This window comes from Streptomyces regalis, assembly GCF_001509475.1.
In the GTDB taxonomy this organism is placed as follows: domain Bacteria; phylum Actinomycetota; class Actinomycetes; order Streptomycetales; family Streptomycetaceae; genus Streptomyces; species Streptomyces regalis.
Genome location: NZ_LLZG01000378.1, coordinates 22,269 through 48,819, shown reverse-complemented (window position 1 = coordinate 48,819; position 26,551 = coordinate 22,269). Strand labels below are relative to the sequence as shown.

Below are 26,551 nucleotides of genomic sequence, written 5' to 3'. Positions count from 1 at the left end.
CGGGCGCTTCCCGCTCAGCGCGTAGGACACGGTGCTCCGCGAGACACCGGCCCGCCGGGCGATCTCACCGATGTTCACGGGAACTCCTTGCTCGAACCGGTCCGACAACGAGGACCGGCCGTCGAACCGGTTCGCGTGACAGCGAACGTAGGAACCGACCGGACGCCTGTCAACACCCGGGGGCAGTTCTCTGACGAACAGGGACGTCGCCAAGATCGCGCTGTCGAAGGGATTGCTGGCCGGAAGCCTCAATGTTAGCTTCCCCGAACCGGTTCGACGCGCGGCCCTCTCCCGTTGGGACGGCGGGAGAGGCACTCCGCGCCCTCGAACCGCGGACTCGCCTGCCTGTCAACCCGACCCAGCCCTGCCCCTTCCACCCGCCAAAGTCGAATCGGTTCGACGAGCACACAGCCCGAGGTGGGCCACCTCGACCCGCACTCACCGAGGTGCCCACCGGACCCGGAACCCGCAACTCGACGATTGAGGACGCCATCCATGCCATCCGCTGACAGATCGCCCCGGCGCCGAGCCTCGGCCGCCGTGGCCCTGACCCTCGGCGCGGGCCTGCTGGCCGCGCCCGCCGGCCCCGCCCAGGCGGCCGAGGCACCCGGGCCCGCCGCCCGCTACACCTTCGACCAGGACGACCTCGCCTCCGGCAGAATCACCGACAGTTCCGGCAACGGCCTGGACGCGACCCTGGTCAACGGCTCCACCGCCCAGTCCGTCGCGGGCGCGGACGGCGGCAGGGCGCTGGCCCTGCCCGGCGGGGACCCCACCTCCGGCGGCGCGTACGTGCGCCTGCCCCGCCAAGTGCTCGCGGACACGACGGACCTGACCGTCTCCGCCCGCGTGAAGTGGAGCGGTGACAAGTCCCCCTGGCAGCGGATCTTCGACCTGGGCACCGACACCACGAAGTACCTCTTCACCACCCCGTACAACAACAGCGGGCTGCTCCAGACCTCCGTGACCACCGGCGGAGGCGGAGCGGAGGCACAGGTCCGCGGCTACGCGATGCTCCCCGCGGACGCGTGGCGGACGGTGACCGTCACCCTCGACACCACCGCCGGCCGGCTCACCACCTACCTCGACGGTGTGGCGGTCTCCTCCGCCGCGACCGGTATCAAGGCCAAGGACCTGCTGGACGGTTCGGCCACGGCCGCCGGTTACATCGGCAAGTCCCTCTGGCCGGACCCCCTGCTCAAGGGCGCGATCGACGACTTCACCATGTGGCACGCGGCGCTCAGCGCCGAACAGGTGGCCGCTACGGTCGGGGATGTGCCGACCGTCCAGGAGCTCTCGAAGACGTCCTTCGACGTCCGTACCACCGACGGGACCGCCCCCTCTCTCCCGGGCGCCGTCCGCTGCTCCTTCTCCGACGGCTACGACCGCGACACGCCCCTCACCTGGGACGCCGTACCACCCGAGAAGTACGCCCGGCCCGGAACATTCACGGTGTCGGGAACGGCGGCCGGGCGCGCCGTGAAGGCGACCGTCACCGTGGTCCGCGAGGGGCAGCTCACGGTCGACCTCGGCTCCGACACCGGCGCGTTCCACGGTGGCGCCTCCGGCACCCTCTACGGCGTGTACGGACCGGACGTCCCCACCAACAACCTCATGGAGGGCATGGGCCTGCGCACCGTCTCCACCAAGGCGCAGGACGGTCCGCAGCACCCCGGTGCCGACGCGCTGGAGGTGGTGAAGCCGCTGGCCGACTCCACCGACGGTGACGTGTACATCTACATGACCGACATCCACCGCGGCTTCCCGTACCAGTGGCCGGGCGACACGCCCGAGGAGAAGCTCAAGCTCTACAAGGAGAAGATCGCCGCCCAGGTCGATCAGGTCCTGCGACTGTCCGGGCAGTACCAGGACAACGTCGTCTTCGTGCCGTTCAACGAGCCCGAGGGCAACATGTTCGGCACCGGCGAGTGGAGCTACAACAAGGTCAGCTGGCTCAACGATCCGGACGACTTCTTCGCCGCCTGGGACGACGCCTACAAGCTCATCAAGTCCAAGATGCCGGACGCCCGCATCGCCGGCCCCAACACCAGTGTCCTCTACGACCAGGTGAAGGGCTTCCTCACCCACACCCTGGCCGCCGGCACCCTCCCGGACGTCATCACCTGGCACGAGCTGAGCCACCCGGAAGCGGTGCGCGAGAGCGTCGCCAAGTACCGTGCGTGGGAGAAGGAGCTGTTCAAGGGCACCGACCGCGCCGGCACCCAACTCCCCATCAACATCAACGAGTACGCCTTCAACTACCACACCTCCGTCCCCGGCCAGATGATCCAGTGGGTGTCCGCGATCGAGGAGTCCAAGGTCGACGCCGACATCGCGTACTGGAACATCGACGGCAACCTCTCCGACTCCGCGGTGCAGTCCAACCGGGGCAACGGCCAGTGGTGGCTGCTGAACTCGTACGCCTCGATGAGCGGTCACACGGTGAAGGTGAGCCCGCCGTTCCCGGGCGAGAACTACACCATGCAGGGTGTGGCCACGCTGGACGAGAAGAAGCGGCAGGCCCGGCTGCTCGTCGGCGGTTCCACCGGAAAGGGCCACATCACCTTCGCGGGCGTCCCGAAGAAGCTCTTCGGGGACCGGGTCCACGCCTGGGTGAAGGAGATCGAGTGGAGCGGGCAGCTGGGCGACAGCTCCGGCCCGAAGCTGCTCGCCGAGCAGAACCTGAAGGTCGGTGACGACGGCACGGTCGTCGTCGACTTCGGCGACGGCGCACTGCCCACGCTGAAGGAGTCCTCGGCGTACGAGATAGTCCTCAGCCCGGCCGGAAAGGCGAAGGGCACACAGTCCCCGCCGGCGCGCTGGCAGGCATCGTACGAGGCCGAGGACGCCGCCCACACCGGGTCCGGCTACTCGAAGAACGGCCCGGAGGGTTCGCCGCGTGACGTGTCGAAGTTCTACACCTCCGGCGGCTACGACGTGGGCGGCCTGCGCACCGGCTCGGACGTCACGCTCGACTTCACGGTGGACGTGCCCGAGGACGGCACCTACGACCTGAGCGTCTTCGCCAACTCCCTCAACACCTTCGACAAGGTGAAGGAACAGGGCCCCACCAACGTCTTCCTGCGCGTGGACGGCAAGGCGGACAGCGAGCAGGAGCTGTACCTGCCGCTCGGCTACAAGTGGGTGGTGTGGGACCACACCGACACGAGGGTCCAGCTCACCAAGGGCAAGCACACCCTGACGCTGGCCGCGAAGAGCCTCGACGGCAAGCGCGTCACGAAGGGTGACGCCATCGTCGACCGCCTCGCGCTCTCCCTCCCCGCGGCTTCGGCCGCCAGCCAAGTGCACGAGGGCGAACTGGCCTGGCTGGGCGGCGGTGCACGGCCGGTCTACGACCTGCCGCAGCAGGCAGCCACCGGCTCGGGCGCGGCCCGGCTCGCCAAGGGCCAGACCGCCACCTTCTGGGTCTACTCCCCCGCCGACCGCGAGGCCACCCTCAGCGTCGACACCCTGGGCGGCACGGGGTCCCGGCTCTCCGTCAACGGGCATGACGTCCTGCGTCTGGCCAAGGGCAGGAGCAGCGTGGCGGTCTCCCTCTCCGGGGGCGTCAACAAGGTGACCCTGACCGGCGGTTCCTCCACGACCCTCGTCGACCGGCTGACGGTCACGCCGACCGAGGGCAAGCTGCCGACACGCACCTACGAGGCCGGCGACGCCAAGCTCGCGGGCTCGGCCAGGCTCGCCCCGCTCTCGCTGGCCACCGACGGCACGGCGATCACCGGCATCGGCGGGGACCCCGGTAACGGCAACACCGCGACCTTCAAGGTCACCGCCGACCGCAGCGGCCTGTACGCACTGCGCGTCCGCTATTCCAACCCCGAGCAGTCCGAGGCCACGCACTACAACCCGGACCCGCTCGCCCGCCACGCCGACATCAGCGTCAACGGCGGGACGGCGCGGCGCGTCGGCTTCCCGCACAGCTTCCACCAGAACAACTTCTGGGAGCTCACCGTCCCCGTCCACCTCGAGAAGGGGCAGAACACGATCACTTTCCGCTCCGAGGAACTGCCGAACTTCGACGGCACCACCTACGCCTCGGACACCTTCCCCGGGGTACTGCTCCGCTCCCGCCACGCGCCGCTGATCGACCGGATCACCGTCGCCCCGTACGCCCGGGGATAGCGCGGGCACCATGTTCCACCCGGCCCGGGGCGGCGCGCCCCGGGCCGGAAATTGCGGATTCAGATAAATACGGCCTCGAAAAGGGTTACATAAGCACTCCTTTAAGAGGCTAAAAGTAGTGATACGGGGCCAATTCAAGCCGTCCGTAGGAAATTGGCAGAGCGTCGGACAGCTCGTCGTCGCCGAGGCTGGAACGTCGTCCGCCGGCCCCCGCCCTTGGTAGCACCGGCCGCCGGCGGGCACGGTGCGGCGCGCCCCTCCCGCCGCAGGCAGAGGGTTTTCGGCCCGGGCTCTGCCGAGCGGTGTCCTGAGCATCTTGTGAGGCCCGGTTGTCGGCTGCACGATCGGGCTCGCTCACAGAAGTCCGCTCCCGGATCAATCCACTTGAGGAGGCCCCTGTGACGACCACCCGCACCAGCCTCAGCCCGGACACCGCTCGGCAACTCGCGACGACCACGAAGACGACCCCGCAGATGCGCGGCATCACCCCGCGCTATCTCCTGCGCGCCCTTCCTTGGGTCGACGTCGAATCGGGTGTCTACCGCGTCAACCGGCGCCGTACCTACGTCCTCGGCGACGACCGCATCAGCACGCACACCGACCAGGGAAGTCCGCGCGTCGTTCCGGGCGACTTACGCGAGATCCCGTACCTGCGCGAGAGCGATGACGCCCTGCTCGGCCAACTGGCCGACGCGTTCACCGAGTCGAGCTTCGAGGCCGGGCAGGTGCTCGTTCAGGAGGGCGACGCCGCCGAGCACCTGTGGGTGATCGTCCGGGGCCGCGCCGAGAAGCGCGCCGCCGGGCGGTACGGCGACGAGGCACTGATCCAAGTCATCGGCGACGGGCAGCACTTCGACCTCGCGGCGTGGACCAAGGCCGAGCCCATGCCGTACTCCGTCAAGGCCGTCACTCCCGGCGTCGCCCTGCGCGTCGAGCGTTCCGCCCTCGCCGGGCTCATGGACCGCGACGCGGCACTGCGCGGGACGGTGGAGTCGTATGCGGCGGGCGGCATGCCCGCGCCCGGCACCGAGGCGCCCATCGACCTGAGTGGCGGTCATGTGGGTGAGGTCGATCTGCCGAGCACGTATGTCGACTACGAGGACGTGCCGCGCGAGTACCACATGACGCTCGCCCAGACGCGGATGATGGTGCACTCCCGTGTCGCCGACCTCTACAACGGGCCGATGGACCAGACGCGGACCCAGGCCAACCTGACCATCCAGGCCCTGCGTGAGCGGCAGGAGAACCTGATGCTCAACCACCCCGACTTCGGGCTCTTCCACAACGTCCCGACCGGTCAGCGCGTGCAGGCGCGCACCGGCGCTCCCACCCCCGACGACCTGGACGAACTGCTCGCGCGGGTGTGGAAGCAGCCTGCCTACTTCATCGCGCACCCGAGGGCGATCGCCGCGTTCGGGCGCGAGTGTACGCGGCGGGGAGTGCCCCCGGTGACGGACACCCGGTTCGGCAGTCCCCTGCTGACCTGGCGGGGCGTGCCGCTGCTGCCCTCCGACAAGGTGCCCTGCCCCAACGGCTCGGGCGAGGCAGCCGGTACCACCGAGATCCTGCTGATACGGGTGGGCGAGGCCGAGCAGGGCGTGGTGGGGCTGCGCCCGGCGGCCGTGCCGGACGAGGTCGAACCCGGCCTGTCCATGCGGAACATGGGCATGGACCAGAAGGGCATCACGTCCTACCTGATGACGGCCTACTTCAACACCGCCGTGCTGGTGGACGACGCCATCGCCGTACTCCAGAACGTCGAGGTGTCCAAGTACCATGACTACGCCTGACGTTACGGCGCGCCGTCTGCCGGGTCTGCCGGGTCTGCCGGGTCAGCGCCGACCGGCCGGTTTCACGGCCGAACTGGTGCGGCAGGACTTCCCGGTCCTGCACCGGAACGTCAATGGCCACCCCCTCGTCTGGCTCGACAATGCGGCAACCACCCAGAAACCGCGTCAGGTCATCGAGGCGCTCGCCGCCTACTACGGCTCCGCCAACTCCAACATCCACCGCGGGGCCCACACCATGGCGCGAGAGGCCACCGAGGCGTACGAGGCGGGTCGGGCGGCCGTCGCCGACTTCCTCGGCGCCCCGAACCCGGACGGCGTCGTCTTCGTGCGCGGCACCACGGAGGCGGTCAACCTCGTCGCGCAGAGCTGGGGCCGGGCCAACCTCGGGCCCGGGGACGACATCCTCGTGCCGGTCCTGGAGCACCACTCGGACATCGTGCCGTGGCAGATGATCGCCAAGGAGACCCGGGCCAGGGTCGTGCCGGTCCCGCTCACGCCGGGCGGGGACATCGACCAGGACGCGTACGCCGATCTGCTGTCCTCGCGCACCCAGCTCGTCGCGATCAGCCACGCGTCGAACGTTCTGGGCACCGTCCCGCCCGTCAAGGAGATGACGGCGCTGGCCCACCGCTACGGCGCCAAGGTCCTGGTGGACGGTGCTCAGGCCGTCGCTCATTTCCCCGTCGACGTGCAGGACTTGAATGCGGACTTCTACGCGTTCTCCGGCCACAAGCTGTTCGCGCCGACCGGCATCGGAGTCCTGTACACGAAGCCGGAACTCGTCGCCGGCATGACGCCGTGGCAGGGCGGCGGCAACATGATCGAGTCCGTGGGCTTCGGGAAGACCACGTTCGCGGCCGCCCCGCACAAGATGGAGGCCGGTACCGGACACATCTCCGGGGTCATCGGACTGCTCGCCGCCGTGAACTGGCTGACGTCCCTCGACCGCAAGGCCGTCGCGGCATACGAGGAAGGTCTCATGTCGTATGCGCTCCAGACCCTTGCCACGGTGCCGGGACTCGAGCTGATCGGTTCGGCGGCCGACCGGATCGCGGTGCTCACCTTCACCCTCGCGGGACAGGACCCGGCCGGCGTCGCCGACTGGCTCGACCGCGACGGAATCGCCATCCGCGCCGGCCACCACTGCGCCCAACCAGCTCTCGCCCACTACGGGTTGGAGTCGGCGGCGCGCGCCTCCCTCGCGCTCTACAACACGTCCGATGAGGTGGACCGACTCGTCGCGTCGTTGCGCAGACTGCAGCAGAGCGCCTGACAACAGGAGCGGAGACTCAGCGGGGTCCGTGCGGTCGGAGATGGCCGCACGGACCCCGGCTGCGCTGCACCAGGAGAGAGCCGCCGCGCTCGTGCCTCAGCCGGCGTGCAGGATCCGAAAGCGATCGGGTTCCGCCGGATCTCGATCAACGACTTGGACGGGCGTCCCAGCCCATTGCCACACGCTGATACCTGGCGTGCGGGAGAACTGGATCTGCCCGCGGGTGCCTTCGACTGCGAGGCGCGGCCAGGATTCGGCAGTACGCGCCCGGTCCGCACCATGAGAACGCAGCACCTCGGCGAGGACGGCGACCGTGTCGTAGCCCTCGAAGGCCACGAAGGAGGGCGCTTCGCCCAGCCGCTCACGGAGGGCCTTGTCGACCTGTGCACCGAGTGGGGTGAGGCGCTCGGGCAGGTAGCGCAGGAACGGAACCCCGGCGCCGTCGTCGCCCAGCAACGTCGCCCATTCGGTGAACTCCGGTTGCCCGGCCGGAGCACCGATCATGATCTCGGCGAGACGCTGGTCGCGGCGGACGGACTCGACGATCGGAACTGCCGGATCCGGGTGGCCGACGAGGAGAAGCAGCGCCGTCGCGCGATGGTCGACGAGTTCGTCGCACACGTCCGCCGGGTCGAGCGTGCTCATGTCGAGTTCGATGACGGTGCCGCCGCGTGGAGCTAGGCAGTCCCACAGAATGCGGGTCCCGGTTGCCCAGTAGACACTCGGCTGGGCCGCTACGGCGATGCGACGGTGGCCCGCGCCGAGGAGGAAGTCCGCGTAGATCTGCCAGCCGCGGGACTGCGGCGAGGAGAGGCGCGCGACCCATTCCGTCGGCTGTTCGGTGAGCGCGTCGAGCACCGCCGACGAGCAGAGGTACGGCAGACCGAGGGCATCGGCCCTGGCGGCAGTCGCGCGGGCTGGCGATCTCGGCGTAGGAGAGCCCGTCGGCGAGGCCGACCGCGATGCGCTGGCGGTCCTGCTGGGTCAACCGTCCTCCTGACATGCCGCCAGTATTGCCTTTCACTGCCATCCATTGCAACGCATCGTTGCATTCGATCTCAGCGTCATTGCATCAATTTTCCCTCTTCCACCTGCGAGAACATACATTTATTGATTGACGAAATCTTGAACGCAACGTAGCTTTCGAGCATCGCCAAACACGTCATATCGCGAGATGAGGAATGGCCATGAGCGAGTCCCTCCACACCGTCACGACACTGCCGGCGACGCGTCAGTCCGACTGCCCCTTCGACCCGCCGGCCGAGCTGATCGACGCCCGCCGGCACGGCCCGATCAGCCGCTACACCCACCCCGGCGGCATACCCGGCTGGCTGATCACCGGATACGACCTGGTCAGGTCGGTCCTGGCCGACTCACGGTTCAGCTCCCGCAAGGACCTTCTGAACGTGGTCGACTTCGAGATTCCGCCGGCGCCGCCCGGCGAGTTCCTCCTCATGGACGACCCGGAGCACCGGCGCTATCGGAAACCGCTGATGGGCAAGTTCACGGTGCGGCGGATGCGGCTGCTGACCGAGCGCATCGAGCAGGTCACCGCCGACCGCCTGGACGCCATGGAGAAGGCCGGGCCGCCGACGGACCTGGTGACCGCGTTCGCCAAGCCCATTCCCACCATCGTGATCTGCGAGATCCTCGGGGTGCCGTACGAGGACCGGGGCTCCTTCCAGCAGCAGATCGACACGTTCATGGGCGGGGAGGTGAGCGACGAGGAGCTGATCGCGGCCTACACCGCGACTCAGGAGTACCTCGCGCAGCTGGTGGCCGCCAAGCGTGCGAACCCCACCGACGACGTGCTCAGCGAACTCACCGACAGCGACCTGACCGATGAGGAGCTGAAGGGGATCAGCCTGGTTCTGCTGGCGGCCGGTTTCGACACCACCGCGAACATGCTGGCCCTCGGCACCTTCGCGCTGCTGCAGAACCCGGCGCAACTGGCCGCGCTGCGCGCCGATCCCGCGCTCACCGACGGGGCCGTGGAGGAGCTGCTGCGGTATCTGAGCGTCGCCAAGACGTTCATGCGGACGGCGCTGGAGGACGTCGAGCTGGGCGGCCAGACCATCAAGGCCGGCACGACGGTCGTCCTGTCGTACCACACCGCCAACCGCGACCCCGAGCGCTTCGCCGACCCCCACGTCCTCGACCTCCGGAGGCAGGAGGCGGGCGGGCACCTGGCCTTCAGCCACGGCATCCACCAGTGCCTGGGCCAGCAGTTGGCCCGTATCGAGATGCGGGTCGCGTTCCGCGCGCTGGTCGACCGCTTCCCCACGCTGCGGCTGGCCGTACCGGCCGAAGAGGTCGCCCTGCGCCCGGAGACCGCGGACATCTTCGGGGTGAAGAGCCTCCCGGTCACCTGGGACAAGGCGGAGTCGTGAGGACGACGAGCCTGCGCATCGACCGTGCGCGCTGCATCGGCGCCGGAATGTGCGCTCTGACCGCCCCCGAGGTCTTCGACCAGGATCCCGACGACGGCCGCGTACTCCTGCTGCACGCCGAGCCGCCCACCGTCCATCGCGCGGCCGCGCAGATGGCCGCCGGTGTCCGCCCCTCCGGGGCGATCACCCTCCACGAGCCGGAATCCACCGGCTCCTGACGCCGAGGCGACTCCGCCGCCCGCCCCGGTCAGTCGGCGGCGGCTGACTCTTTGGCCGAGTGCGTGAGGGTGTCGAGTCGGGCGGCGAGGTCGGGGTGGGTGCCTGTCAGGTGGGGGCGGGTGGCGTTGAGGGGGTGGATGAGCGTCGCGGGGTCGTCGTGGGCGAGGGCGGCGTCGAGGTGGCTGAGCGGGAGGCGGGCGGCGGTGGGGAGGTCTGTGAGAGCGGTGATCTGGCCGGCGATGCGGCGCAGGTCGGCGGCGTTGCGGCGGGCCCAGGGGGGGGGTGTGGGGGCGGCGGCGCGGCGTTTGCGGGGGGCCTGGACACGCTGTTCGCCGGTGGATCCGGCGGGGCCCGGCCGGTTGCGCAGATAGCGGCGTTCGGCGGCCTGGCGGCTGGCGACGCCGAGGGGGTGGGCGAGGTCGGCCCAGCTGGCGCCTGCGTGGCGAGCTGTTTCGATCAGGCCGGTTTCCCATCCGGCGAGCTGTTCGCGAATCTGCCGCAGCAGCAGGAGGGAGGCCAGAGCCTCCTGCGGGTCGGCGTGCGCGGCGTCCGTGAGGCCAGGGGTCTCGTCCTGGGCGGCGCGCAGGGCGTTGTCGATGGTTTCCAGGGCCGCCGCGGCGGCGAGAAACGAGGCCGGGCTCTGGGTGCCGGCACTGGAAGAGGACGGCTGGTCGGCTGCTGCCATGAGCACCTCTCTCGGAGTTGTCATCGGTTCGACGACATCACGTTTGTCATCCATTGGATGACATGATACAACGGATGCACGAGGCGCATTGGCAGGTACTGCCCGAACCTTCTGGAGGTGTTTCGCGATGTTGATGCGCACCGACCCCTTCCGTGAACTCGACCGGCTGACTCAGCAGCTGATGGGCCCGGGCACCTGGACGCGGCCGTCCACGATGGCGATGGACGCCTACCGCGAGGGTGACGAGTACGTGGTGGCTTTCGACCTTCCAGGCGTCAGCACGGAGGCGATCGACATCGACGTCGAGCGGAACATGCTGAGCGTCAGGGCCGAGCGCAGGCCCGTGGCGAAGGCCGACGACGTGCAGATGGAACTGTCGGAGCGGCTGGGCGTCTTCTCCCGCCAGCTCGTACTGGCCGACACCCTGGACACCGAGCACATCAAGGCCGACTACGACGCCGGGGTGCTCACCCTGCGCATCCCGATCGCCGAGCGCGCCAAGCCCCGCAAGATCTCCATCGGCGGGGGCTCCTCCCGCAAGGAAATCTCCGGCTGACCCGGGGTGACCCGGGCCGAGCAGCGGCGGAGGCCGGACTCGAGAAGGGTGGCGGGTGACGTGACCTTGCGACGGGAAGCGTTTCTCGACCATGTGACGGAACGCGGCGAGTACGGCAGCCGACAGGAAGCAGAACGCGCGGCCCGCGTGGTGCTCGCGCTGCTGGGTGCACACCTGGTCGGCGAGGTGCGCGCCCAGTTGGCGGCGCGTCTGCCGGAAGACTTCGCCCTGATTCTGCTCAACCCCCTGCAGAGCGCCGAACCGCTGTCGCCAGAGCGGTTCGTGCGGGCGACGGCAGCCTGGATCGAGGGGGCCACCGATCAGACCGCGGCCTGGGACGTCGGCGCCGTCCTCAGCACGGTCGCCGACGCCGCAGGCGACGACCTGATCAAGCAGATCCTGCTCCAGCTCCCCGCAGGCTACGACTTGCTCTTCGGCAGCCCCCAGTCCACCTGACAGCCACACACCCGGGAACGGGCCGAGGAAGTTGTCCGCCTGGTCGTTCCGGGACTTGGACGGCAGCTGACAGGCGACGAACGCCTGTGGTGACAGCAATCTGCTAGCGGACTGAGCGGTGCTCAGGCATGCTCACCCGCATGATCTCGGTAGTGCAGAACGTGGCAATCGACTGCTCGGACGCCTATGAGCTGGCCCGGTTCTGGAGTGAGGTGACTGGTTGTCCGCTGCATCCGCAGGACAGACCAGGCGACCGGGAGACTCAGGTGATGCTTCCGGAGGGCCCACTGCTGTACTTCAACCAGGTGCCAGAACCCAAGACAGTCAAGAACCGGGTCCACTTGTGCCTGCGCCCGACGACCTCGCGCGAGGAGGAGATCGAGCGGCTGCTGAATCTCGGAGCCACTCTGGTCACTGATCGCCGGGAGCCCGACGGCGCGGGCTGGGCCGTCCTCGCGGATCCTGAAGGCAATGAATTCTGTGTCCTGCGTAGCGAGTCCGATCGCGCTGCGATGTCTTCGTAAGGCTCGGACACTCAGGCCGAAGGCCCCATGGCGGCTGGTCTGTGCCAGCCGCCATCCTTCTTCGACGTGGCGACGTTCGTGAGGGGTAGCCGAACGGCTAGCGCGAAGTATGTTGTCGAGGTTCTTCGAGGGTCCGGTCCCGGAGGATCGGGACGAGCGCGTCGAGCACCGAGGCGTCCTCGATCGTCGGTGGCACCGACTCGTCCCGGCCGTCGGCGATTCCCCTCATCGTCCTGCGAAGGATCTTGCCCGACCGTGTCTTCGGCAGCGCCGGCACGATCGCGGCCTCCCGGAAGGCCGCCACCGGACCGACGTCCCGCCTGACGGCCGCGATCAGCTCGGCTCGCAGCTCGTCGTGGTCCGGTGCGGCACCGGCCTTGAGGACGACCAGGCCGAAGGGGACGCTGCCCTTCAGCGAGTCGGGAATGCCGATCACCGCGCACTCCGCGACCGCGGGATGAGTGGCGAGGGCCGCCTCGATCGCACCGGTCGAGAGGCGATGCCCCGCCACGTTGATCACGTCGTCGGTGCGGCCCATGACGAAGAGGTAGCCGTCCTCGTCGAAGTACCCCGAGTCTCCCGTGTGGTAGTGGCCGGAGTAACGGCTTAGGTAGGAGTCCACGAACCTCTCGTCGTCCTCCCACAACGTCTGCAGAGCACCCGGGGGCAGGGGCAGCCGGATGACGATCTCGCCCTCCTGGCCGGGCTCCAGCCGACGGCCTTCGGCATCGACCACACGCACGTCCCACCCGGGGACGGGCACCGTGGCCGACCCGGGCTTGGTCGGCATCGGCTCCAGCCCGCGCGGGTTCGCCGCGATCGGCCAGCCCGTCTCGGTCTGCCACCAGTGGTCGGTGACCGGCACGCCCAGCGCGGCCGAGGCCCACTGGTAAGTCTCCGGATCGAGCCGCTCACCGGCGAGGAACAGCGAGGCCAGGGAACCGACGTCGTACTTGGCGAGCTCGGCGGCCTTGGGGTCGACCTTCTTGATCGCCCGGATCGCGGTCGGCGCTGTGAAGATCGTCTTGACTCCGTACTCCTGGACGATCCGCCAGAGCGCACCGGCGTCGGGCGTGCCGACGGGCTTGCCCTCGTACACGACCGTCGTGGCGCCGACCAGGAGCGGGGCATACACGATGTAGCTGTGTCCGACGACCCAGCCGACGTCGGAGACCGTCCAGAACACGTCACCCGCGTGGATGTCGTAGACCGCGCCCATCGACCAGGCGAGCGCCACGGCATGGCCCCCGTTGTCGCGCAGGACGCCCTTGGGCTTTCCGGTCGTGCCGGACGTGTAGAGGATGTACAGGGGGTCGGTGGCCGACACCGGCACCGGTTCCACCGGTTTCGCTCCGGGCACCACGTCGTCCCAGTCGAGGTATCCGCGCCCCAGGTCCGCCCGGAGCGTCTCGCGCTGCAGCATCAGCGTGTGGTCCGGCTGGTGCCCGCTCATGGCCAGGGCCTCGTCGAGAATCGGCTGGTAGGCCACGACGCGTGTGGGCTCGAGCCCGCACGAGGCCGCGACGACGACCGTGGGGCGCGCGTCCTCGATGCGCGCCGCGAGTTCCTTCGGCGCGAACCCGCCGAACACCACCGAGTGCACGGCGCCGATGCGCGCGCAGGCGAGCATCGTCATCACGGCCTCGGGGATCATCGGCATGTAGACGATGACGCGGTCCCCCTTGCCGACTCCCAGCGTGGTCAGGGCACCGGCCACCCGGGCCACCTCGTCGCGCAACTCCCGGTAGGTGAACGTCTTTTTCGCCGGCACCATCGCCGAGTCCCAGATCAGCGCGGTGCGCTCACCGAGTCCGTTGTCGACGTGCCGGTCGAGTGCGTTGGCGCAGGTGTTCAACCGGCCGTCGGGGAACCACTTGTAGAAGGGCGCGTTCGTGTCGTCGAGTGCGCGTGACGGGCTGTCGACCCAGTCGATCAGCTCCGCTGCCCGAAGCCAGAAGCCGTCCGGGTCTGCGAGGCTCCGCTCGTAGGTCCTTGCGTGTTCTCCCACGGTCAGGTCCCTTTCCAGTCGTCAAGTCCACCTGGTGAACCCATGATTCACCCTGGGCACCACGAGCACACTGAGACGACGGTGGGGGCCCGGTGCGTGATCCCGTGCACCGGGCCCCCGTCGGGGATTGCATGCCTGTGCTCAGTACAACTGCACCCCGAAGGCGTTGAGGGCCTCGGTGACCGGCTGGTAGAAGGTCGTGCTGGGCGGGGTGGCGCAGTTGCCGCTGCCGCCGGAGGTGAGGCCCAGCGCCTGGGTGCCGGTGTAGAGGGAGCCGCCGCTGTCGCCCGGCTCGGCGCAGATGTTGGTGCGGATCATGCCGGTCACCACGCCGTCCGGATAGCGCGCACTCCAGTTCACGCCGGTGACCCGGCCGCAGTGGATGCCGGTGGTGGAGCCGCGGCGGCAGGCGGCCTGGCCTCGCTGAGCGTCGCCGGCGCCGGTGATGTCCTGGCTGCCGACCGTGCCGGGCGGGACGGGCTGGCCGGCATCGTAGGCCACGAGGCCGTAGTCGTTGCCGGGGTAGCTGGAGCCGACGGTGGTGCCGATGTGCGTGACGAACTGGTCCGAGTACCAGTCCGTGATTCCGTCGGTGCAGTGGCCGGCGGTGAGGAAGTGGTAGTTTCCGGCGTCGTCCTGGGTGTTGAAGCCCAGCGAGCAGCGGAACCTGCCGGCGTTGCCGCTGCCGTAGACGGCGTCCCCTCCGGAGAGGTACCTGGTGAGCTTGCCCGGCAGACGCTCCACGCGCAGCGCGCCGGCGTTGGCGCCCGCGCCCCGCTTGATGGCGTCGATCGCGGCGGCGGACACGGTGCTGTCGGCGGCGAGCAGCACCCTGCCGGACGGGTCGTCCACGCTCCAGGCGGTGCCGACCACATCGGCGCCCGCGACGGCCTTCTCGACCGCGGCAAGCTGCGCGGTGCTGTACGTGGTGGTCGGACTGGGGTCGACGGCGCCCGCGTGGGCCGCGGTCCCGGCCAGGGCCGTCGCCGCCAGGGCGGTCAGTACGGACGCCAGGGCGACCAGGCGGGTACGTCGTCTCGCGCCGCGGAGCGCCGGGCGTGTGATCCTCATACGGACCTCCAGGAAGGGGCGGGCCGCATGCCACGGGACGGGAACGGCCGCTCAGTGATCCCTTTCGGACGCTAACCGCGCCCCCAAGACCCGGGCGACCTGGGCACCTCGTTCGGGTGACGGCCCGACAGGCCACCGCGTACGAGTCAGGGGCCCGGCCCGGCCACTCCGCCGCGTACCGATGGCGGCGCGGTCCCGGGGTGGTGAACATCGCCCGGTTCACGTTCCTGGGCCCCGCTGCCCGCGAGTTCTTCGACTGGCGCTCGTCGATCGAGAGTCTCCGCGTCCTCGGTGGCGGCCCAGGCGGACAGCATCCGCATGCCGTCGTGGGCCGGAGTTCCTGGTTCGGCGCTGCAGGCGGTGAGCGTCAGGCCGGGCTGGCGGGCAGCGCCATGGCATCGAAGTCGAGGACGGGCCGACTTCCTGCCCGCCGGTGCCTGGCAGGCCCGCTTCGTCGGCTCCGGCGGCGAAGAACCACACCTGCTGCGCGGCACGTTCGAGGCGCGGGGCCCCGGTCGACGACGCGGCACTCGAGCCCGGCTGGACGAGCTACCAGTGGCGACTCCACCTCGACGTCGCGGAGGTCACCGCACACATCCGCCCCGGCCGAAACGCTCTGGGCATCATCCTCACCGGCGGCTGGTACACCGAACGGTACGGCTTCCGGGATGCCGCGCGCCGCTTCCACGAGGCGCTCACGCTGGAGTACGAGGACGGCTCCGTGGACACCGTCGCCACGGACGAGGGCTGGCGCTGGTCCGGGGGACCCGTGGTGTCCGCGAGCCTCTACCAGGGCGAGACCTACGACGCCCCGGCTGGACCAACCAGGCTGGTCGGCACCGTCGTTCGACGCGTCGGCCTGCGCCGGGGTCGAACTGATCGCCGTACCGGACGTCACCCCGACCATGACTTCGGGCAGAACCTCGTCGGCCGTGTCCGTATCCGGGTCCCGGGGCGCGCCCGGGCACACCGTGACGCTGCGGCACGCGGAGGTGCTGGAGCACGGAGAACTCGGTACGCACCAGCAGGTCGCCGGACTCGCCCCCCTGGAACCGGCCTGTCGCGTCATCCGCATCTCCCCCACCTTGCTGGACGGCCTCGACGACGCGTCGGCATCCACGGCCCGCTCCCTCCCGGAGCCGGCTGACTCTCGGCAGCAGCCTCGCCACGATCATCGACGATCAACAGGCATACCAGGCAGTGCTCGACGCGATCCGCCGCATCGACGCATCCCGCGCCGACGGTTTCCGTCGCACCACCCGATGGAAGGCCGGCCGAGCACTCCGGGAACCCTTGGACAAGGCGCCGCTGGAGGTCCTGGCAGCGGTCGAAAAGGCCCTTGCCGTCCTGCCGGGCAGCGACGACCACGCCTGATGCCTGCTGAAACGAGGCGATGCCGTCCGCGTGCTCACCTCGCGCGCTCGGCCCGCCCGATCCCCCTGGCGTTCAACCGATCGGTTGAACCCGGTTTCCACCTCCAGCACGGCCCAAGGCTCCGTCCGGGCGACGCGAAATCCCTCTCGCCTCGCGAGACTGGCGGTCGCCCCTGGCGCCAGGGCCTTGTACGCCACCCCCCAACAGAGAGGCCTCCTCAGCGTGTCCAGCTTCTTCAGCCGACGAAGTGTCCTCGCCACCGGAGCCGGTGCCGCCCTCGGTCTCGGTGCGATCGGCGCCACCGCGAACTCCGCCTCGGCCACCCCGGCCGCTGCCTCACGCCCCTCCGCCGGGCGCGAGGAGACCCGCACGCTCGACGAGCTCTACCAGGCGGCCCTCAAGGAGGGCGGCAAGCTCGTCGTCTACGCCGGCGGCGACACCCCCACCCAGCAGGACGGCACCAAGGCGGCCTTCAAGGCCCGGTTCCCGGACATCGACCTGACGCTCATCGTCGACTACAGCAAGTACCACGACGTCCGCGTCGACAACCAGTTCGCGACCGACACCCTCGTCCCCGATGTCGTACAGCTGCAGACCCTGCAGGACTTCGTCCGCTGGAATCAGCAGGGCCGACTGCTGCACTACAAGCCCGCCGGGTTCTCCAAGCTGTACAAGTCGTTCAAGGACCCGCAGGGAGCCTGGGTCGCCGTCTCGGCGATCGCGTTCAGCTTCCTCTACGGCACGGCCGCCGTGGGCTCGGACGCCCCGCGCAACCCGCTCGAGCTGGTCGACCCGAAGTGGAAGGGGAAGATCGCCTCGTCGTACCCGCACGACGACGACGCCGTCCTCTACCTCTACGCGCTGTACGCCCGCACCTACGGCTGGGACTGGGTGGCCAGACTCGCCGCCCAGGACGTGCGGTTCGCGCGGGGCAGCAACACCCCGGGCCAGGCCGTCTTCGGCGGGCAGAAGGCGATCGGCATCGGCACCGCGGGCTCGGCGGTCCCCTCGTCGTCTCCCGCGAAGTTCGTGATCGCCGACGGGCACCCGTTCATGGCCTGGGGCCAGCGCGCGGCCATCCTCAAGCAGGCCAAGAACTCGACGGCCGCCAAGCTGTACCTCAACTGGCAGCTGTCCGCCGAGACGCAGAAGAACTCCTTCAACGGCTGGTCGGTGCGCACCGACATCACGCCCCCGGCCGGTCTGAAGCCGATCTGGGAGTACCCCGACGCCCACCTGGACGGCTTCCCGAAATTCATGGCCGACCGCGCCGAGGTCGAGCGCTGGAAGCAGACCTTCGCCCTCTACTTCGGCGAGGTCAAGGGCGACCCCACCCCCGGCTGGCCCGGACTGCACCCCGGGGCCTGACCCCGACCGTCACACTTCACACCCTTCACATCACTCATACAGGCGGTGGATAGACTCGGACCCCCTGTCCCAATGGATCTTTCGTCCAGGGGGTTCGTCGTGTCCGACCACCGCCCCGCCCGCACTCCCGCACCGGCCCGGGGCGAGATCTTCGCCCTGCGGCACGTCCCGCATCTCGTGTTCTTCGTCGTCGTCGGCGCCGCGCTGGTCCGGCTCGCCTCGCTGAACATCGCGCTGTGCTGGGAGATCGTGGCCGTCAGCGGGCTGCTCGCCACCACGTACGCGGCCGGGCTGGCGCTGTGGGGAAGACTGGGTCCGCCGTCCCGGCACCTCTGGGTCGCGATCCTGCTGGTGCTGTGGGCGGTGCTCGTGTTCCGCACCCCGCCGTTCCTGACCAACGCCTACGTCTGGTGCGCCGTACCGCTGGCGTGTGCGGCCCTGCGCGCACTCGGCCGGCGGGCGGCCGGGGCCGCGGTGGCCGTCATCACGTTCGTGCTGGTCGGTCAACTGACCCGCAGCGTCGGCGGGTTCGACGCGGAGCTGGTACTGATCCCGGTGACGGCTGTCTGGGGCACCGTGGCCCTGTACCGGGGGCAGCAGCGCGAGGCCGCCGAACGTCAGCGCCTGGTCGAGGAGTTGCGCAGCACGCGGGACGTGCTGGCCCGGGAACAGCGCCGGGCCGGCGTACTGGCGGAACGCGCGCGCATCGCCCGGGACCTGCACGACACGCTCGCCCAGGACCTGTCCAGCAGTGTGATGCTGCTGCAGGCCGCCCAGCGGGACTGGGAGGAGCGGCCGGACATGGCACGTACGCGGGTGCGCGCGGTGACCGACGGCCTGGACGCCGGTCTCGCCGAGACCCGCCGGATCATCCGGGACCTCACCCCGTCCACGGTCGCCGAGGCCGGCTTGGAGGGCTCCCTGCGCCTGCTGTGCGCCCGCGCGCAGCAGGACGGAACGGCACAGCGCGTGCAGTTCCGCTCGCTCGGAACCCAGGGCGCCGATCTGGACGAGCAGGCCGCCGCCGCCCTGTTCCGCCTGGCGCAGAGCATGCTGGCCAACGTGCGCGAACACGCACGGGCCGGCCACCTGCTGGTGACCCTGCATCATCACCCGGACCGCGTCGAACTCGACGTGAGCGACGACGGTGTCGGCTTCGGGCGCCTCCCCGCCGACGGCGCGTGCCGTTCCGGCCGGGGCTTCGGCCTGCCTGCGGCCCGGGCGCGGCTGCACGAGTACGGCGGTGAGCTCGAGGTCGACAGCGCACCCGGCCGGGGCACCCGGATCCGGGCCACCGTCCCCGCCCGGCCGCGGTCCGGCTCGGTCGCGCCCCTGGCCGAGGCGGTCCGATGACGACCTCGGGGCTGCGCCTGCTGATCGCCGACGACCACGTCGTCGTACGAGCCGGTCTGCGGGCCCTCCTCGACGGTGAGGCGGATCTGGAAGTGATCGCCGAGGCGGGCAGCGGTGAGGAGGCCGTCCGCCTCGCTCTCGACCTGGCACCCGACGTCGTACTGATGGACCTGCGGTTCGGAGGCGGCGACCACAGCATCGACGGCGTCGAAGCCGTACGCCGGCTCGCCGCCGAGGCTCCGGGGACACCGGTGGTGATGCTGACCAGCTACGCCGGAGTCGCCGACGTCGTACGCGCGCTGGAGGCCGGCGCACGCGGCTATGCGCTCAAGGCGGGGCCACCCGAGGACCTCTTCCGGGCCGTACGCAGCGCAGCGGCGGGCGGGATGGGCCTGGCACCGGGGATCGTGGGCGACCTCGTGGGTCAAGTGGTCAGCCCGGCACCGGAGTTGACCGGCCGCGAGCGGCAGGTCGTCCGGCTGATGGCGGACGGGCACAGCAACCGTTCCATCGCCGAGTCGCTGTTCCTCAGCGAGGCGACCGTCAAGACACACCTGGTGCGTATCTACCGGAAACTCGGCGTCGACAACAGGGCGGCGGCCGTCTCCGAAGCGGTCCGCCGCGGCCTGCTGGAACTCACGTAGCAGTCGCGACCAGGCGGCGAGCACTCTCGTCCGCACCCGGCCAACCGAGCGGAAGGGAGTCCCCTGCCTCGCTTCCTGCCAGACACTCGTCCGGGGAAGCGAGACAGGGGACTTGGGGCCGCTTCGGCCCAGTGCAGCCTCAGCCGACCTTCAGCTGATCCGTGCCGTGCCCGATGTGTGCGACGACGAGCCCGGCGGCTGACACCTCGGCGTACTCGGCGGTGTGGTAGCGGAAGATGCCACCGGCGTCCGGGCCCTGCTTGGCCTCGACCGTCCACCGCAACTCGTGGAAGAAGAACCAGTCGTCGAAGTGCCGGGCGACGACCTCGATGCTGCGGACGGAGTAGTGGGCGTAGAAGTTCTGGAGGTGCGCCCGCAGGTCGTCCTTGGTGTGCAGGTTGGCCAGGGTCCCGGTCTGTGTCACATAGTCGCGGACGCCCGTCTGGATCTCGGGGTGGGTCATCTCGACGATGGTGTCGACGTCACCTTCGCGGTACGCGTCGAGCAGCGCCGCTCCGCCATGTCGCTCGTCCTGCCGCAGGTCCTCCAGCTGCCCGAGCAGACCGGTTACGGCCTGGGCAAGTCCATGCTGGCCGTCGGCCTGATCCTCGCGCCGCAGGGCCTGGTGATGATGGCCATGTCCGCCGTCTCCGCGCGCATCACCAAGGCGAAGGGCCCGAAGATCACCCTCATGATCGGCGCGGTCGTCGTGGCCGTCGGCTACAGCCTGAGCATCGTGCTGATGTCCGAGGTCTGGCACTTCACGCTGGTCGCCTGCATCATCGGCGGCGGCATCGGCTTCGCGTACGGCGCCATGCCCGCCCTGATCATGGGTGCGGTACCGGCGTCCGAGACGGCCGCCGCCAACAGTCTCAACACCCTGATGCGGTCCATGGGTACGTCGTTCGCCAGCGCCATCGCCGGCGTCATCCTGGCCCAGATGACCACCGACTTCGGCGGCTACCCGCTGCCCTCCGAGGCCGGCTTCAAGGTGGTCATGGCCATCGGTGCCGGTGCCGCCCTCGCTTCCTTCCTCCTGGCCTCCTTCCTCCCCCGGCACCGGGCCCCCACCGCGCAACCTGAGGCGGGCGAAGGCCCTGCCGAGTCGGTTGAGGTCTCGGGGGTCAAGTCCTAGTCACCGCGCACGTGCGCGGCTGGTTCCGGCCGCGCGCGTGGGTTTCTGGGCCGAGGGCTCCTGCCCGGACACGAGCTGTGCCGCCACGTCTCACCGGCCCGGCGTGCGCTGAGCCTTGCGGGAGCGGCACGACTCGCGCGGGCATGGAGGCGGACGCCCGGGTGCGGAGGGCGAGGTCGGCGGCAGCGGAACTGCTGACGTGGGGGCGAGGGCGGGACACCGTATGCCTCGGCTCACGCACTTGATATGCCGTCACTCGACCCGCGGGCGGCATGCGAGTCCGGCACCGGGCAGGGCCCGGTGCCGGTGCTTCCTTCAGCCGACGTCAGCCTTCCGTCAGTCGCCCCGCACAGCCGCGCAGACGCCCCCGTCGACGAGGATGTCTGTGCCGGTGAGGAAGGCGGCCTCCTCCGACACCATGAAGGCGGCGACGGAGGCGACGTCCTCCGAGCGGCCGGTGCGGCCGAGTGGCGTGCGGTCGATGAGCTCCTGCATCGACGCATGCTTGACCGCCTCCTGGCGACCCTGCGGGGTGTCGATGACGCCCGGGGAGAGGGAACACGCCCGGGCGCCCACAGGGCCGAGCCGCACCGCTTCCTTCCGTGCGAAGCGGTGTACGCCGTGCTTGGCCCACGGGTATGCCAGGGCCGTGTTCTCGACGTCGGGGCCGAGCGCGTCGCGGATCCTGTCGAGGAAGTCCGGTGCCAGCGGGTCGTCGAGGATCGCGGCGACGGCCGGATCGGGGGCGACGCGCGCGAGCATCGGCGCCATCGAGGCGAAGTCGACCATCGCCGTCCCGGTGGTCGCCAGCGGGCGCAGGGCCTCGGCGAGGAGCGCCGTGCCGATGAGGTCGACCTCGAAGATGCGCTTCCAGTCGGCCATGGTGGGCGAGATGCCGGCGGCGTGGACGACGGCCCGAAGCGTGCCGCGTTCCGCCACCCGGTCGGCGAGGCGGGCCAGGCCGTCCCGGTCGGTGACGTCCAGCCCGAACGGCTCGGCGACCGCCTGGTACCCAGCCTCGTTGAGGTCCTCGGCGACGGCTGCGACGGCCGTCTCGTCACGGTCGACGAGCAGCAACACGTCCACCTGGTCGGCGAGTCGCCGCGCGCACGCCTCGCCGATTCCACGTCCGGCGCCGGTGGCGATACCTACGGTCGTCATGATGCATTTCTCCTTACCAAGGTGGGGTGCGGGAACGGTGACCGGGCAGGGCGGTCAGACCAAGATCCGAAAGCCGCGCGCACTGCGCAGAAAGGCGAAGACCAGGCCGCCGTCGGGTCCCTTGCGGGTCGCCTCGATCACCCAGCCGTGTTGTTCGAGCTCGGCGGCGTCCGCCGAGACGTCGTCGGACCAGTGGCCGAAGTGGTGGGGCCGTGGACTTCGAAGCCACCCAGGAGCAACTCTCCCTCCTCAGCTGGCTCGATGGGTGAGCTCATGCAAGCGAGGCGGGCCGACAGGTTCCGGACGCGTTCCCGACATCAAACCGGCGTGACCCAGGTCACGCCGGTCACTCCTGATGCCCCAGCCAGTAGCCGAAACCCCTGCGCGTGTGGATCAGCTCGGGACCCTCCTCGTGGACCTTGTTCCGCAGGCGCTCCACGAGCTTCTCGATGGCCTGCCCGGCCCGGAACTCGCCCCAGACGAGCCGGCTGATCTGCTCCTTCGACAGCACCCGCCCCGCGTTCGCCAGCAGATGCCGCAGCAGCCGGTACTCGGCGGGGGTGAGGTCGAGCGGCCTGATGCCCCGTGTGGCACAGCAGGTGGTGTCGTCCAGGACCAGATCGCCGTAGCGGGGCGTGTTCGCGTCACGCTCGTGGTCGCGGCCGCGCAGCAGGCCCTGGACCCTGGCGAGAACCTCGGTGATACGGAGAGGCTTGGTGACGTAGTCCTCCACGCCCGCAGTGAGCTCGGGAACGAGGTCGGCCAGCTCGTCGCAGGCGGCCAGGAAGAGGAGCCGGGCCGGTCCGCCGGTGTCACGCGGCGCCCCTGGGCGAAGCGGGCGTTGTCCGGCAGGCCGGCGTCCCAGACCACCAGGTCGAACCGGTGATCCGTAAGCCTCATCATCCCTTCGACCCCGGTGGCCACCGCGACGGCCCGGTAGCCCACCGGCTCCAGGGTGCCTAGCACCATGCCGAAGGCCCGGGTACGGAGCCCCGTGCAGCCCGTGCAGCCCGTGCAGCCCGTGCAGCCCGTGCAGCCCGTGCAGCCCGTGCCGGAGCATCACAGGCAGAAGAGCGCGGCGAACGCGGCGAGTCCGACGGTTTCGGCGAAGGAGCCGGTCGCCGAGGGCGTCGGTGCCACGCACCTCGCGCACCCGAGGTGCGTCGACAACACCGGCGGGGACCGTCCTGCCGACAACGGCCTCGCGTGGCACCGGCGCCGCGACACCCAGGGCGTCCGGATGCAAACCCCGCGCGAGCGGGCGAGGCTCCTCCGGCGGTCCGGAGGGCGCGCGCACCACGCATCCCGACAGCTCCCGTCGGCGGCGCAGACCGCCCAGCACACCCGCGCATCTGAGTGACGGTCCCGGACCCGCCCGCGGCCGAATCGCCCGGATCCGCAGCGCGCATGGAGTCGGCGTGAGTTCCCGGCCACTTCCTTGGCGGTTTGTGTCAGGAGATCCCGGAACCAGATTCAGCGTGTGCCGAAAGTCGACGCGGGAGCAGAAAATCAGCCCCTACTCGCACGTTTGTCATGCGGGAGTGCTCTGCGTGTTTCGTCGCAGTGCGGTGTGCGGTGCGCGACCATACGGACGCCGACACATCCCAATCATCGGCATTGTGCGTGGAAACACCGAGACAGAAAGAAGGACGTACGTGTCCGGCAGCGAAAGCGAGAACCCAGCAATCTCCTCCCCCACCCCCACGCCGACTCGGCCCAGGACAAACCGGGACTGGTGGCCGAATCAGCTGGACCTTCAGATTCTCCACCAGCACTCGTCCCGCTCCAATCCGATGGACGAGGACTTCGACTACGCGAGAGAGTTCACGACGCTCGACCTCGACGCGCTGAAGCAGGACGTCTTCGAGGTGATGACGACGTCGCAGGACTGGTGGCCTGCCGACTACGGCCACTACGGGCCGCTCTTCATCCGGATGAGCTGGCACGCCGCGGGCACGTACCGTGTCGCCGACGGCCGGGGCGGTGGCGGCTGTGGCGCTCAGCGCTTTGCCCCGCTCAACAGTTGGCCGGACAACGCGAGCCTCGACAAGGCGCGCCGTTTGCTCTGGCCGGTCAAGCAGAAGTACGGCCAGAAAATCTCCTGGGCCGACCTGCTGGTCTTCGCCGGAAACTGTGCCATGGAATCGATGGGGTTCAAGACGTTCGGGTTCGGCTTCGGGCGAGAGGACATCTGGGAACCCGAGGAAATCTTCTGGGGGCCCGAGGACACCTGGCTCGGAGATGAGCGCTACAGCGGAGACAGGGAACTCGCCCCTCCCTTCGGTGCCGTGCAGATGGGACTGATCTACGTCAATCCTGAGGGGCCCAACGGCAACCCGGATCCGATGGCCGCCGCCCGGGACATTCGCGAGACATTCGGGCGCATGGCGATGAATGACGAGGAGACGGTCGCGCTCATCGTCGGCGGCCACACCTTCGGCAAGTGTCATGGCGCCGTCGACCCCCAGTACATCGGTCCGGAACCCGAGGCCGCCCCCATCGAGCAGCAAGGCATCGGCTGGCGGAACACGTACGGCAGCGGCAAAGGCTCCGACACCCTCACCAGTGGGCTCGAGGGCGCATGGACCACCGAGCCGACCAGGTGGGACAACGGGTACCTGGACAACCTGTTCCGGTACGACTGGGAGCTGACGACGAGCCCCGCCGGTGCCAAGCAGTGGACCCCCAAGGACCCTTCGGCCAAGGGCACCGTGCCCGATGCTCATGATCCGTCGAAGAGGCACGCTCCCATGATGCTGACGACGGACCTCTCACTGAAACTGGATCCGGTCTACGGCCCGATCGCGAAGCGCTTCCACGAGAGTCCGGACCAGCTCGCGGAAGCGTTCGCCAAGGCGTGGTACAAGCTGTTGCACCGCGACATGGGACCCGTCACGCGCTACCTCGGCCCGTGGGTTCCCGAGCCGCAGCTGTGGCAGGACCCTGTCCCCGAGGTCGATCACGAGCTCGTCGCGGACGAGGACATCGCCGCCCTCAAGGGCAGGATCGTCGCCTCGGGACTGTCCATCTCCCAGCTGGCCACCACCGCTTGGGCGTCGGCAGCAAGCTTCCGCGGCACCGACAAGCGTGGCGGGGCCAACGGGGCACGGATCCGTCTCGCGCCGCAAAGGGACTGGGAGGTCAACCGCCTGCCCGAGGTGGCCGAGGCGTTGGAGAAGCTGGAGCAGATCCAGCAGGACTTCAACCTCTCCCATGCCGGCGGAACGAAGGTCTCGCTCGCCGACCTGATCGTGCTGGGCGGGTGCGCGGCCGTCGAGCAGGCTGCGAAGAACGCCGGGTACGACATCACGGTCCCGTTCGCACCGGGGCGCACGGACGCCTCGCAGGAACAGACCGATGTGGAGTCGTTCAGCGTGCTCGAACCCAGGGCCGACGGGTTCCGCAACTACCTCCGGGCGGGAGAGAAGCTGTCGCCGGAGACCCTCCTGCTGGACCGCGCCAACCTGTTGACGCTGACCGCTCCCGAGATGACGGTGCTGATCGGCGGCATGCGGGTCCTGAACACCGGCTTCAAGCGATCGCCCCACGGCGTCTTCACTCACCGGCCGGAGACACTGACCAACGACTTCTTCGTCCACCTGCTCGACATGGGCACGGAGTGGAAGACGTCGGCTTCGGACGAGAACGTATTCGAAGGCCGGGATCGCGCCACGGGCGAGGCCAAGTGGACCGCCACCGCGGTCGACCTCGTCTTCGGTTCACACTCCCAGCTCCGAGCCGTCTCGGAGGTCTACGCGTCCCAGGACGCGGGAGACAAGTTCGTGCGTGACTTCGTGGCCGCGTGGGACAAGGTGATGAACCTCGATCGGTTCGACCTCTCCTGACTCCGAAGTCCCGGTCGGGGCAGTGACACGGATCACTCAGAACTCCCACAGCGCTCCCACGGCGGGCACGCGCACGCCACCCACAGCACGCGTGCCCGCCGTCAAGCGACGTCGTCGACCTGGAAGGTGGGGTGGCTGCGGCGCCGCGCGCGGGTAGGTGCCGTAGACCTCGGCGTCGTAGACGTCCCAGCGCAGTCCCAGACGTTGCCGAGCATGTCGCAAATCCCCCACGAGTTTCGGTGGTCGGTACCCGTCGGCGGACGGGCATTGCAGAACTGCGCCGCCTCCCACCAGGAGGCGCACTCGACGGGCAACTGCTCCCCATGGGTGGTACTCGGCCGCTGCCCTGTGATCTGTGCGTACAACGCCTGGATGTCCCGCCGCGGATGCTGCAGATGGAGAACCTGCAGGGCTGGGTGAGCCGGTAGTCGACGCGGCCACGGCAACCCGGATTGCATCATGGCCCACCGGGCGTCAGACGGTCGGCTCGAAGGGCTCGAGGGGCTCGATCTGCGGAGCTCCGGCAGGGTCGGAATGTCGGGGTAGCCCGGGTAAC

The 26,551-nt window shown here is 69.6% G+C and carries 22 protein-coding genes and 5 pseudogenes; 17 read left to right on the top strand and 10 right to left on the bottom strand.

What is annotated here, in order from left to right:
• Positions 1–78: LacI family DNA-binding transcriptional regulator (locus tag ADL12_RS51595; protein WP_159053056.1), on the bottom strand; the 78-nt coding region annotated here is incomplete at its 3' end.
• 417 nt (positions 79–495) lie between these two features.
• Here ADL12_RS51595 and ADL12_RS38000 point away from each other — a divergent pair.
• From ADL12_RS38000 to ADL12_RS37990, 3 genes are all read left to right on the top strand, one after another.
• Positions 496–4,143, top strand: a complete 3,648-nt coding sequence (locus tag ADL12_RS38000; RefSeq protein ID WP_062711448.1) for a LamG-like jellyroll fold domain-containing protein — start codon at positions 496–498, stop codon at positions 4,141–4,143.
• 398 nt (positions 4,144–4,541) lie between these two features.
• Complete coding sequence (locus ADL12_RS37995; RefSeq protein ID WP_244188196.1) at positions 4,542–5,933, top strand: family 2B encapsulin nanocompartment shell protein; 1,392 nt, start codon at positions 4,542–4,544, stop codon at positions 5,931–5,933.
• Positions 5,920–7,206, top strand: a complete 1,287-nt coding sequence (locus tag ADL12_RS37990) for a cysteine desulfurase (protein ID WP_062711446.1) — start codon at positions 5,920–5,922, stop codon at positions 7,204–7,206. Before ADL12_RS37995 ends, ADL12_RS37990 begins: the two co-directional genes overlap by 14 nt.
• Positions 7,207–7,302: 96 nt before the next feature.
• Here ADL12_RS37990 and ADL12_RS37985 read toward each other — a convergent pair.
• A pseudogene (locus tag ADL12_RS37985) lies at positions 7,303–8,124 on the bottom strand (ABC transporter substrate-binding protein); the annotation flags it as partial.
• Between the two features lies 1 nt (position 8,125).
• A pseudogene (locus ADL12_RS57210) lies at positions 8,126–8,209 on the bottom strand (helix-turn-helix domain-containing protein); the annotation flags it as partial.
• Positions 8,210–8,393: 184 nt separating this feature from the next.
• Here ADL12_RS57210 and ADL12_RS37980 point away from each other — a divergent pair.
• The gene (locus ADL12_RS37980; protein ID WP_062711442.1) at positions 8,394–9,596 is read left to right on the top strand and encodes a cytochrome P450; all 1,203 of its coding nucleotides are present in this window, start codon (positions 8,394–8,396) and stop codon (positions 9,594–9,596) included.
• A complete protein-coding gene (locus tag ADL12_RS37975) occupies positions 9,593–9,814 on the top strand; it encodes a ferredoxin (protein WP_079052495.1) in 222 nt (73 codons plus the stop codon). The genes ADL12_RS37980 and ADL12_RS37975 overlap by 4 nt, the downstream gene beginning before the upstream one ends.
• 29 nt (positions 9,815–9,843) lie before the next feature.
• Here ADL12_RS37975 and ADL12_RS37970 read toward each other — a convergent pair whose 3' ends face one another.
• Positions 9,844–10,500 (bottom strand): hypothetical protein, encoded by a 657-nt coding sequence (locus ADL12_RS37970; protein ID WP_062711439.1) that lies wholly within the window; start codon positions 10,498–10,500, stop codon positions 9,844–9,846.
• Positions 10,501–10,627: 127 nt separating this feature from the next.
• Between ADL12_RS37970 and ADL12_RS37965 the strand changes: the two genes are divergently transcribed.
• The 4 genes and pseudogenes from ADL12_RS37965 (at position 10,628) to ADL12_RS37955 (ending at position 12,036) form a co-directional block, all read left to right on the top strand.
• Positions 10,628–11,056 carry an Hsp20/alpha crystallin family protein gene (locus ADL12_RS37965; RefSeq protein ID WP_062711437.1) on the top strand — a complete coding sequence of 143 codons (429 nt, stop codon included), beginning with the start codon at positions 10,628–10,630 and terminating at the stop codon, positions 11,054–11,056.
• Positions 11,057–11,116: 60 nt separating this feature from the next.
• Positions 11,117–11,512: a DUF2267 domain-containing protein gene (locus ADL12_RS37960; RefSeq protein WP_062711473.1), complete on the top strand. Its 396-nt coding sequence runs from the start codon at positions 11,117–11,119 to the stop codon at positions 11,510–11,512.
• A gap of 9 nt (positions 11,513–11,521) precedes the next feature.
• Positions 11,522–11,599 (top strand): annotated as a pseudogene (locus tag ADL12_RS57205) (DUF2267 domain-containing protein); the annotation flags it as partial.
• Positions 11,600–11,652: 53 nt separating this feature from the next.
• The gene (locus ADL12_RS37955) at positions 11,653–12,036 is read left to right on the top strand and encodes a VOC family protein (protein ID WP_062711470.1); all 384 of its coding nucleotides are present in this window, start codon (positions 11,653–11,655) and stop codon (positions 12,034–12,036) included.
• Between the two features lie 97 nt (positions 12,037–12,133).
• Here the strand turns inward: ADL12_RS37955 and ADL12_RS37950 are convergent, their stop codons facing one another.
• Positions 12,134–14,044, bottom strand: coding sequence for a propionyl-CoA synthetase (locus ADL12_RS37950; protein ID WP_062711435.1), 1,911 nt, complete (start codon positions 14,042–14,044; stop codon positions 12,134–12,136).
• 141 nt (positions 14,045–14,185) lie between these two features.
• Complete coding sequence (locus ADL12_RS37945) at positions 14,186–15,115, bottom strand: S1 family peptidase (RefSeq protein WP_062711433.1); 930 nt, start codon at positions 15,113–15,115, stop codon at positions 14,186–14,188.
• Between the two features lie 433 nt (positions 15,116–15,548).
• On the opposite strand from ADL12_RS37945, the gene ADL12_RS51585 reads away from it, so the two are divergent.
• The 5 genes from ADL12_RS51585 (at position 15,549) to ADL12_RS37930 (ending at position 19,854) form a co-directional block, all read left to right on the top strand.
• A complete protein-coding gene (locus tag ADL12_RS51585; RefSeq protein WP_208614700.1) occupies positions 15,549–16,262 on the top strand; it encodes an alpha-L-rhamnosidase N-terminal domain-containing protein in 714 nt (237 codons plus the stop codon).
• Positions 16,263–16,315: 53 nt separating this feature from the next.
• Positions 16,316–16,489 (top strand): hypothetical protein, encoded by a 174-nt coding sequence (locus tag ADL12_RS54485; RefSeq protein WP_159053411.1) that lies wholly within the window; start codon positions 16,316–16,318, stop codon positions 16,487–16,489.
• A 222-nt stretch (positions 16,490–16,711) separates the two neighbouring features.
• Complete coding sequence (locus ADL12_RS37940; protein WP_062711466.1) at positions 16,712–17,857, top strand: ABC transporter substrate-binding protein; 1,146 nt, start codon at positions 16,712–16,714, stop codon at positions 17,855–17,857.
• A 99-nt stretch (positions 17,858–17,956) separates the two neighbouring features.
• Entirely contained in the window at positions 17,957–19,210 is a 1,254-nt protein-coding gene (locus ADL12_RS37935; protein ID WP_062711457.1) for a sensor histidine kinase, read from the top strand.
• On the top strand, positions 19,207–19,854 hold the full coding sequence (locus tag ADL12_RS37930; RefSeq protein ID WP_062711431.1) for a response regulator: 648 nt from the start codon (positions 19,207–19,209) through the stop codon (positions 19,852–19,854). The genes ADL12_RS37935 and ADL12_RS37930 overlap by 4 nt, the downstream gene beginning before the upstream one ends.
• 139 nt (positions 19,855–19,993) lie before the next feature.
• Here the strand turns inward: ADL12_RS37930 and ADL12_RS53335 are convergent, their stop codons facing one another.
• Positions 19,994–20,317, bottom strand: a complete 324-nt coding sequence (locus ADL12_RS53335) for a hypothetical protein (RefSeq protein WP_062711429.1) — start codon at positions 20,315–20,317, stop codon at positions 19,994–19,996.
• 54 nt (positions 20,318–20,371) lie between these two features.
• Here ADL12_RS53335 and ADL12_RS37920 point away from each other — a divergent pair.
• Positions 20,372–20,989: pseudogene (locus ADL12_RS37920) on the top strand (MFS transporter); the annotation flags it as partial.
• A 336-nt stretch (positions 20,990–21,325) separates the two neighbouring features.
• Here the strand turns inward: ADL12_RS37920 and ADL12_RS37915 are convergent.
• Both ADL12_RS37915 and ADL12_RS51580 read right to left on the bottom strand, forming a co-directional pair.
• Positions 21,326–22,150, bottom strand: a complete 825-nt coding sequence (locus tag ADL12_RS37915) for an SDR family oxidoreductase (protein ID WP_062711427.1) — start codon at positions 22,148–22,150, stop codon at positions 21,326–21,328.
• A 346-nt stretch (positions 22,151–22,496) separates the two neighbouring features.
• Positions 22,497–22,883 carry a response regulator transcription factor gene (locus ADL12_RS51580; RefSeq protein WP_062711425.1) on the bottom strand — a complete coding sequence of 129 codons (387 nt, stop codon included), beginning with the start codon at positions 22,881–22,883 and terminating at the stop codon, positions 22,497–22,499.
• Positions 22,884–23,117: 234 nt separating this feature from the next.
• Between ADL12_RS51580 and ADL12_RS53330 the strand changes: the two genes are divergently transcribed.
• A complete protein-coding gene (locus ADL12_RS53330; protein ID WP_107120131.1) occupies positions 23,118–23,510 on the top strand; it encodes a hypothetical protein in 393 nt (130 codons plus the stop codon).
• A 295-nt stretch (positions 23,511–23,805) separates the two neighbouring features.
• Positions 23,806–25,995 (top strand): catalase/peroxidase HPI, encoded by a 2,190-nt coding sequence (gene katG, locus ADL12_RS37900; protein ID WP_062711420.1) that lies wholly within the window; start codon positions 23,806–23,808, stop codon positions 25,993–25,995.
• A 101-nt stretch (positions 25,996–26,096) separates the two neighbouring features.
• Here katG and ADL12_RS57195 read toward each other — a convergent pair.
• Positions 26,097–26,456, bottom strand: a pseudogene (locus ADL12_RS57195) (SUMF1/EgtB/PvdO family nonheme iron enzyme).
• Between the last annotated feature and the right edge of the window lie 95 nt (positions 26,457–26,551).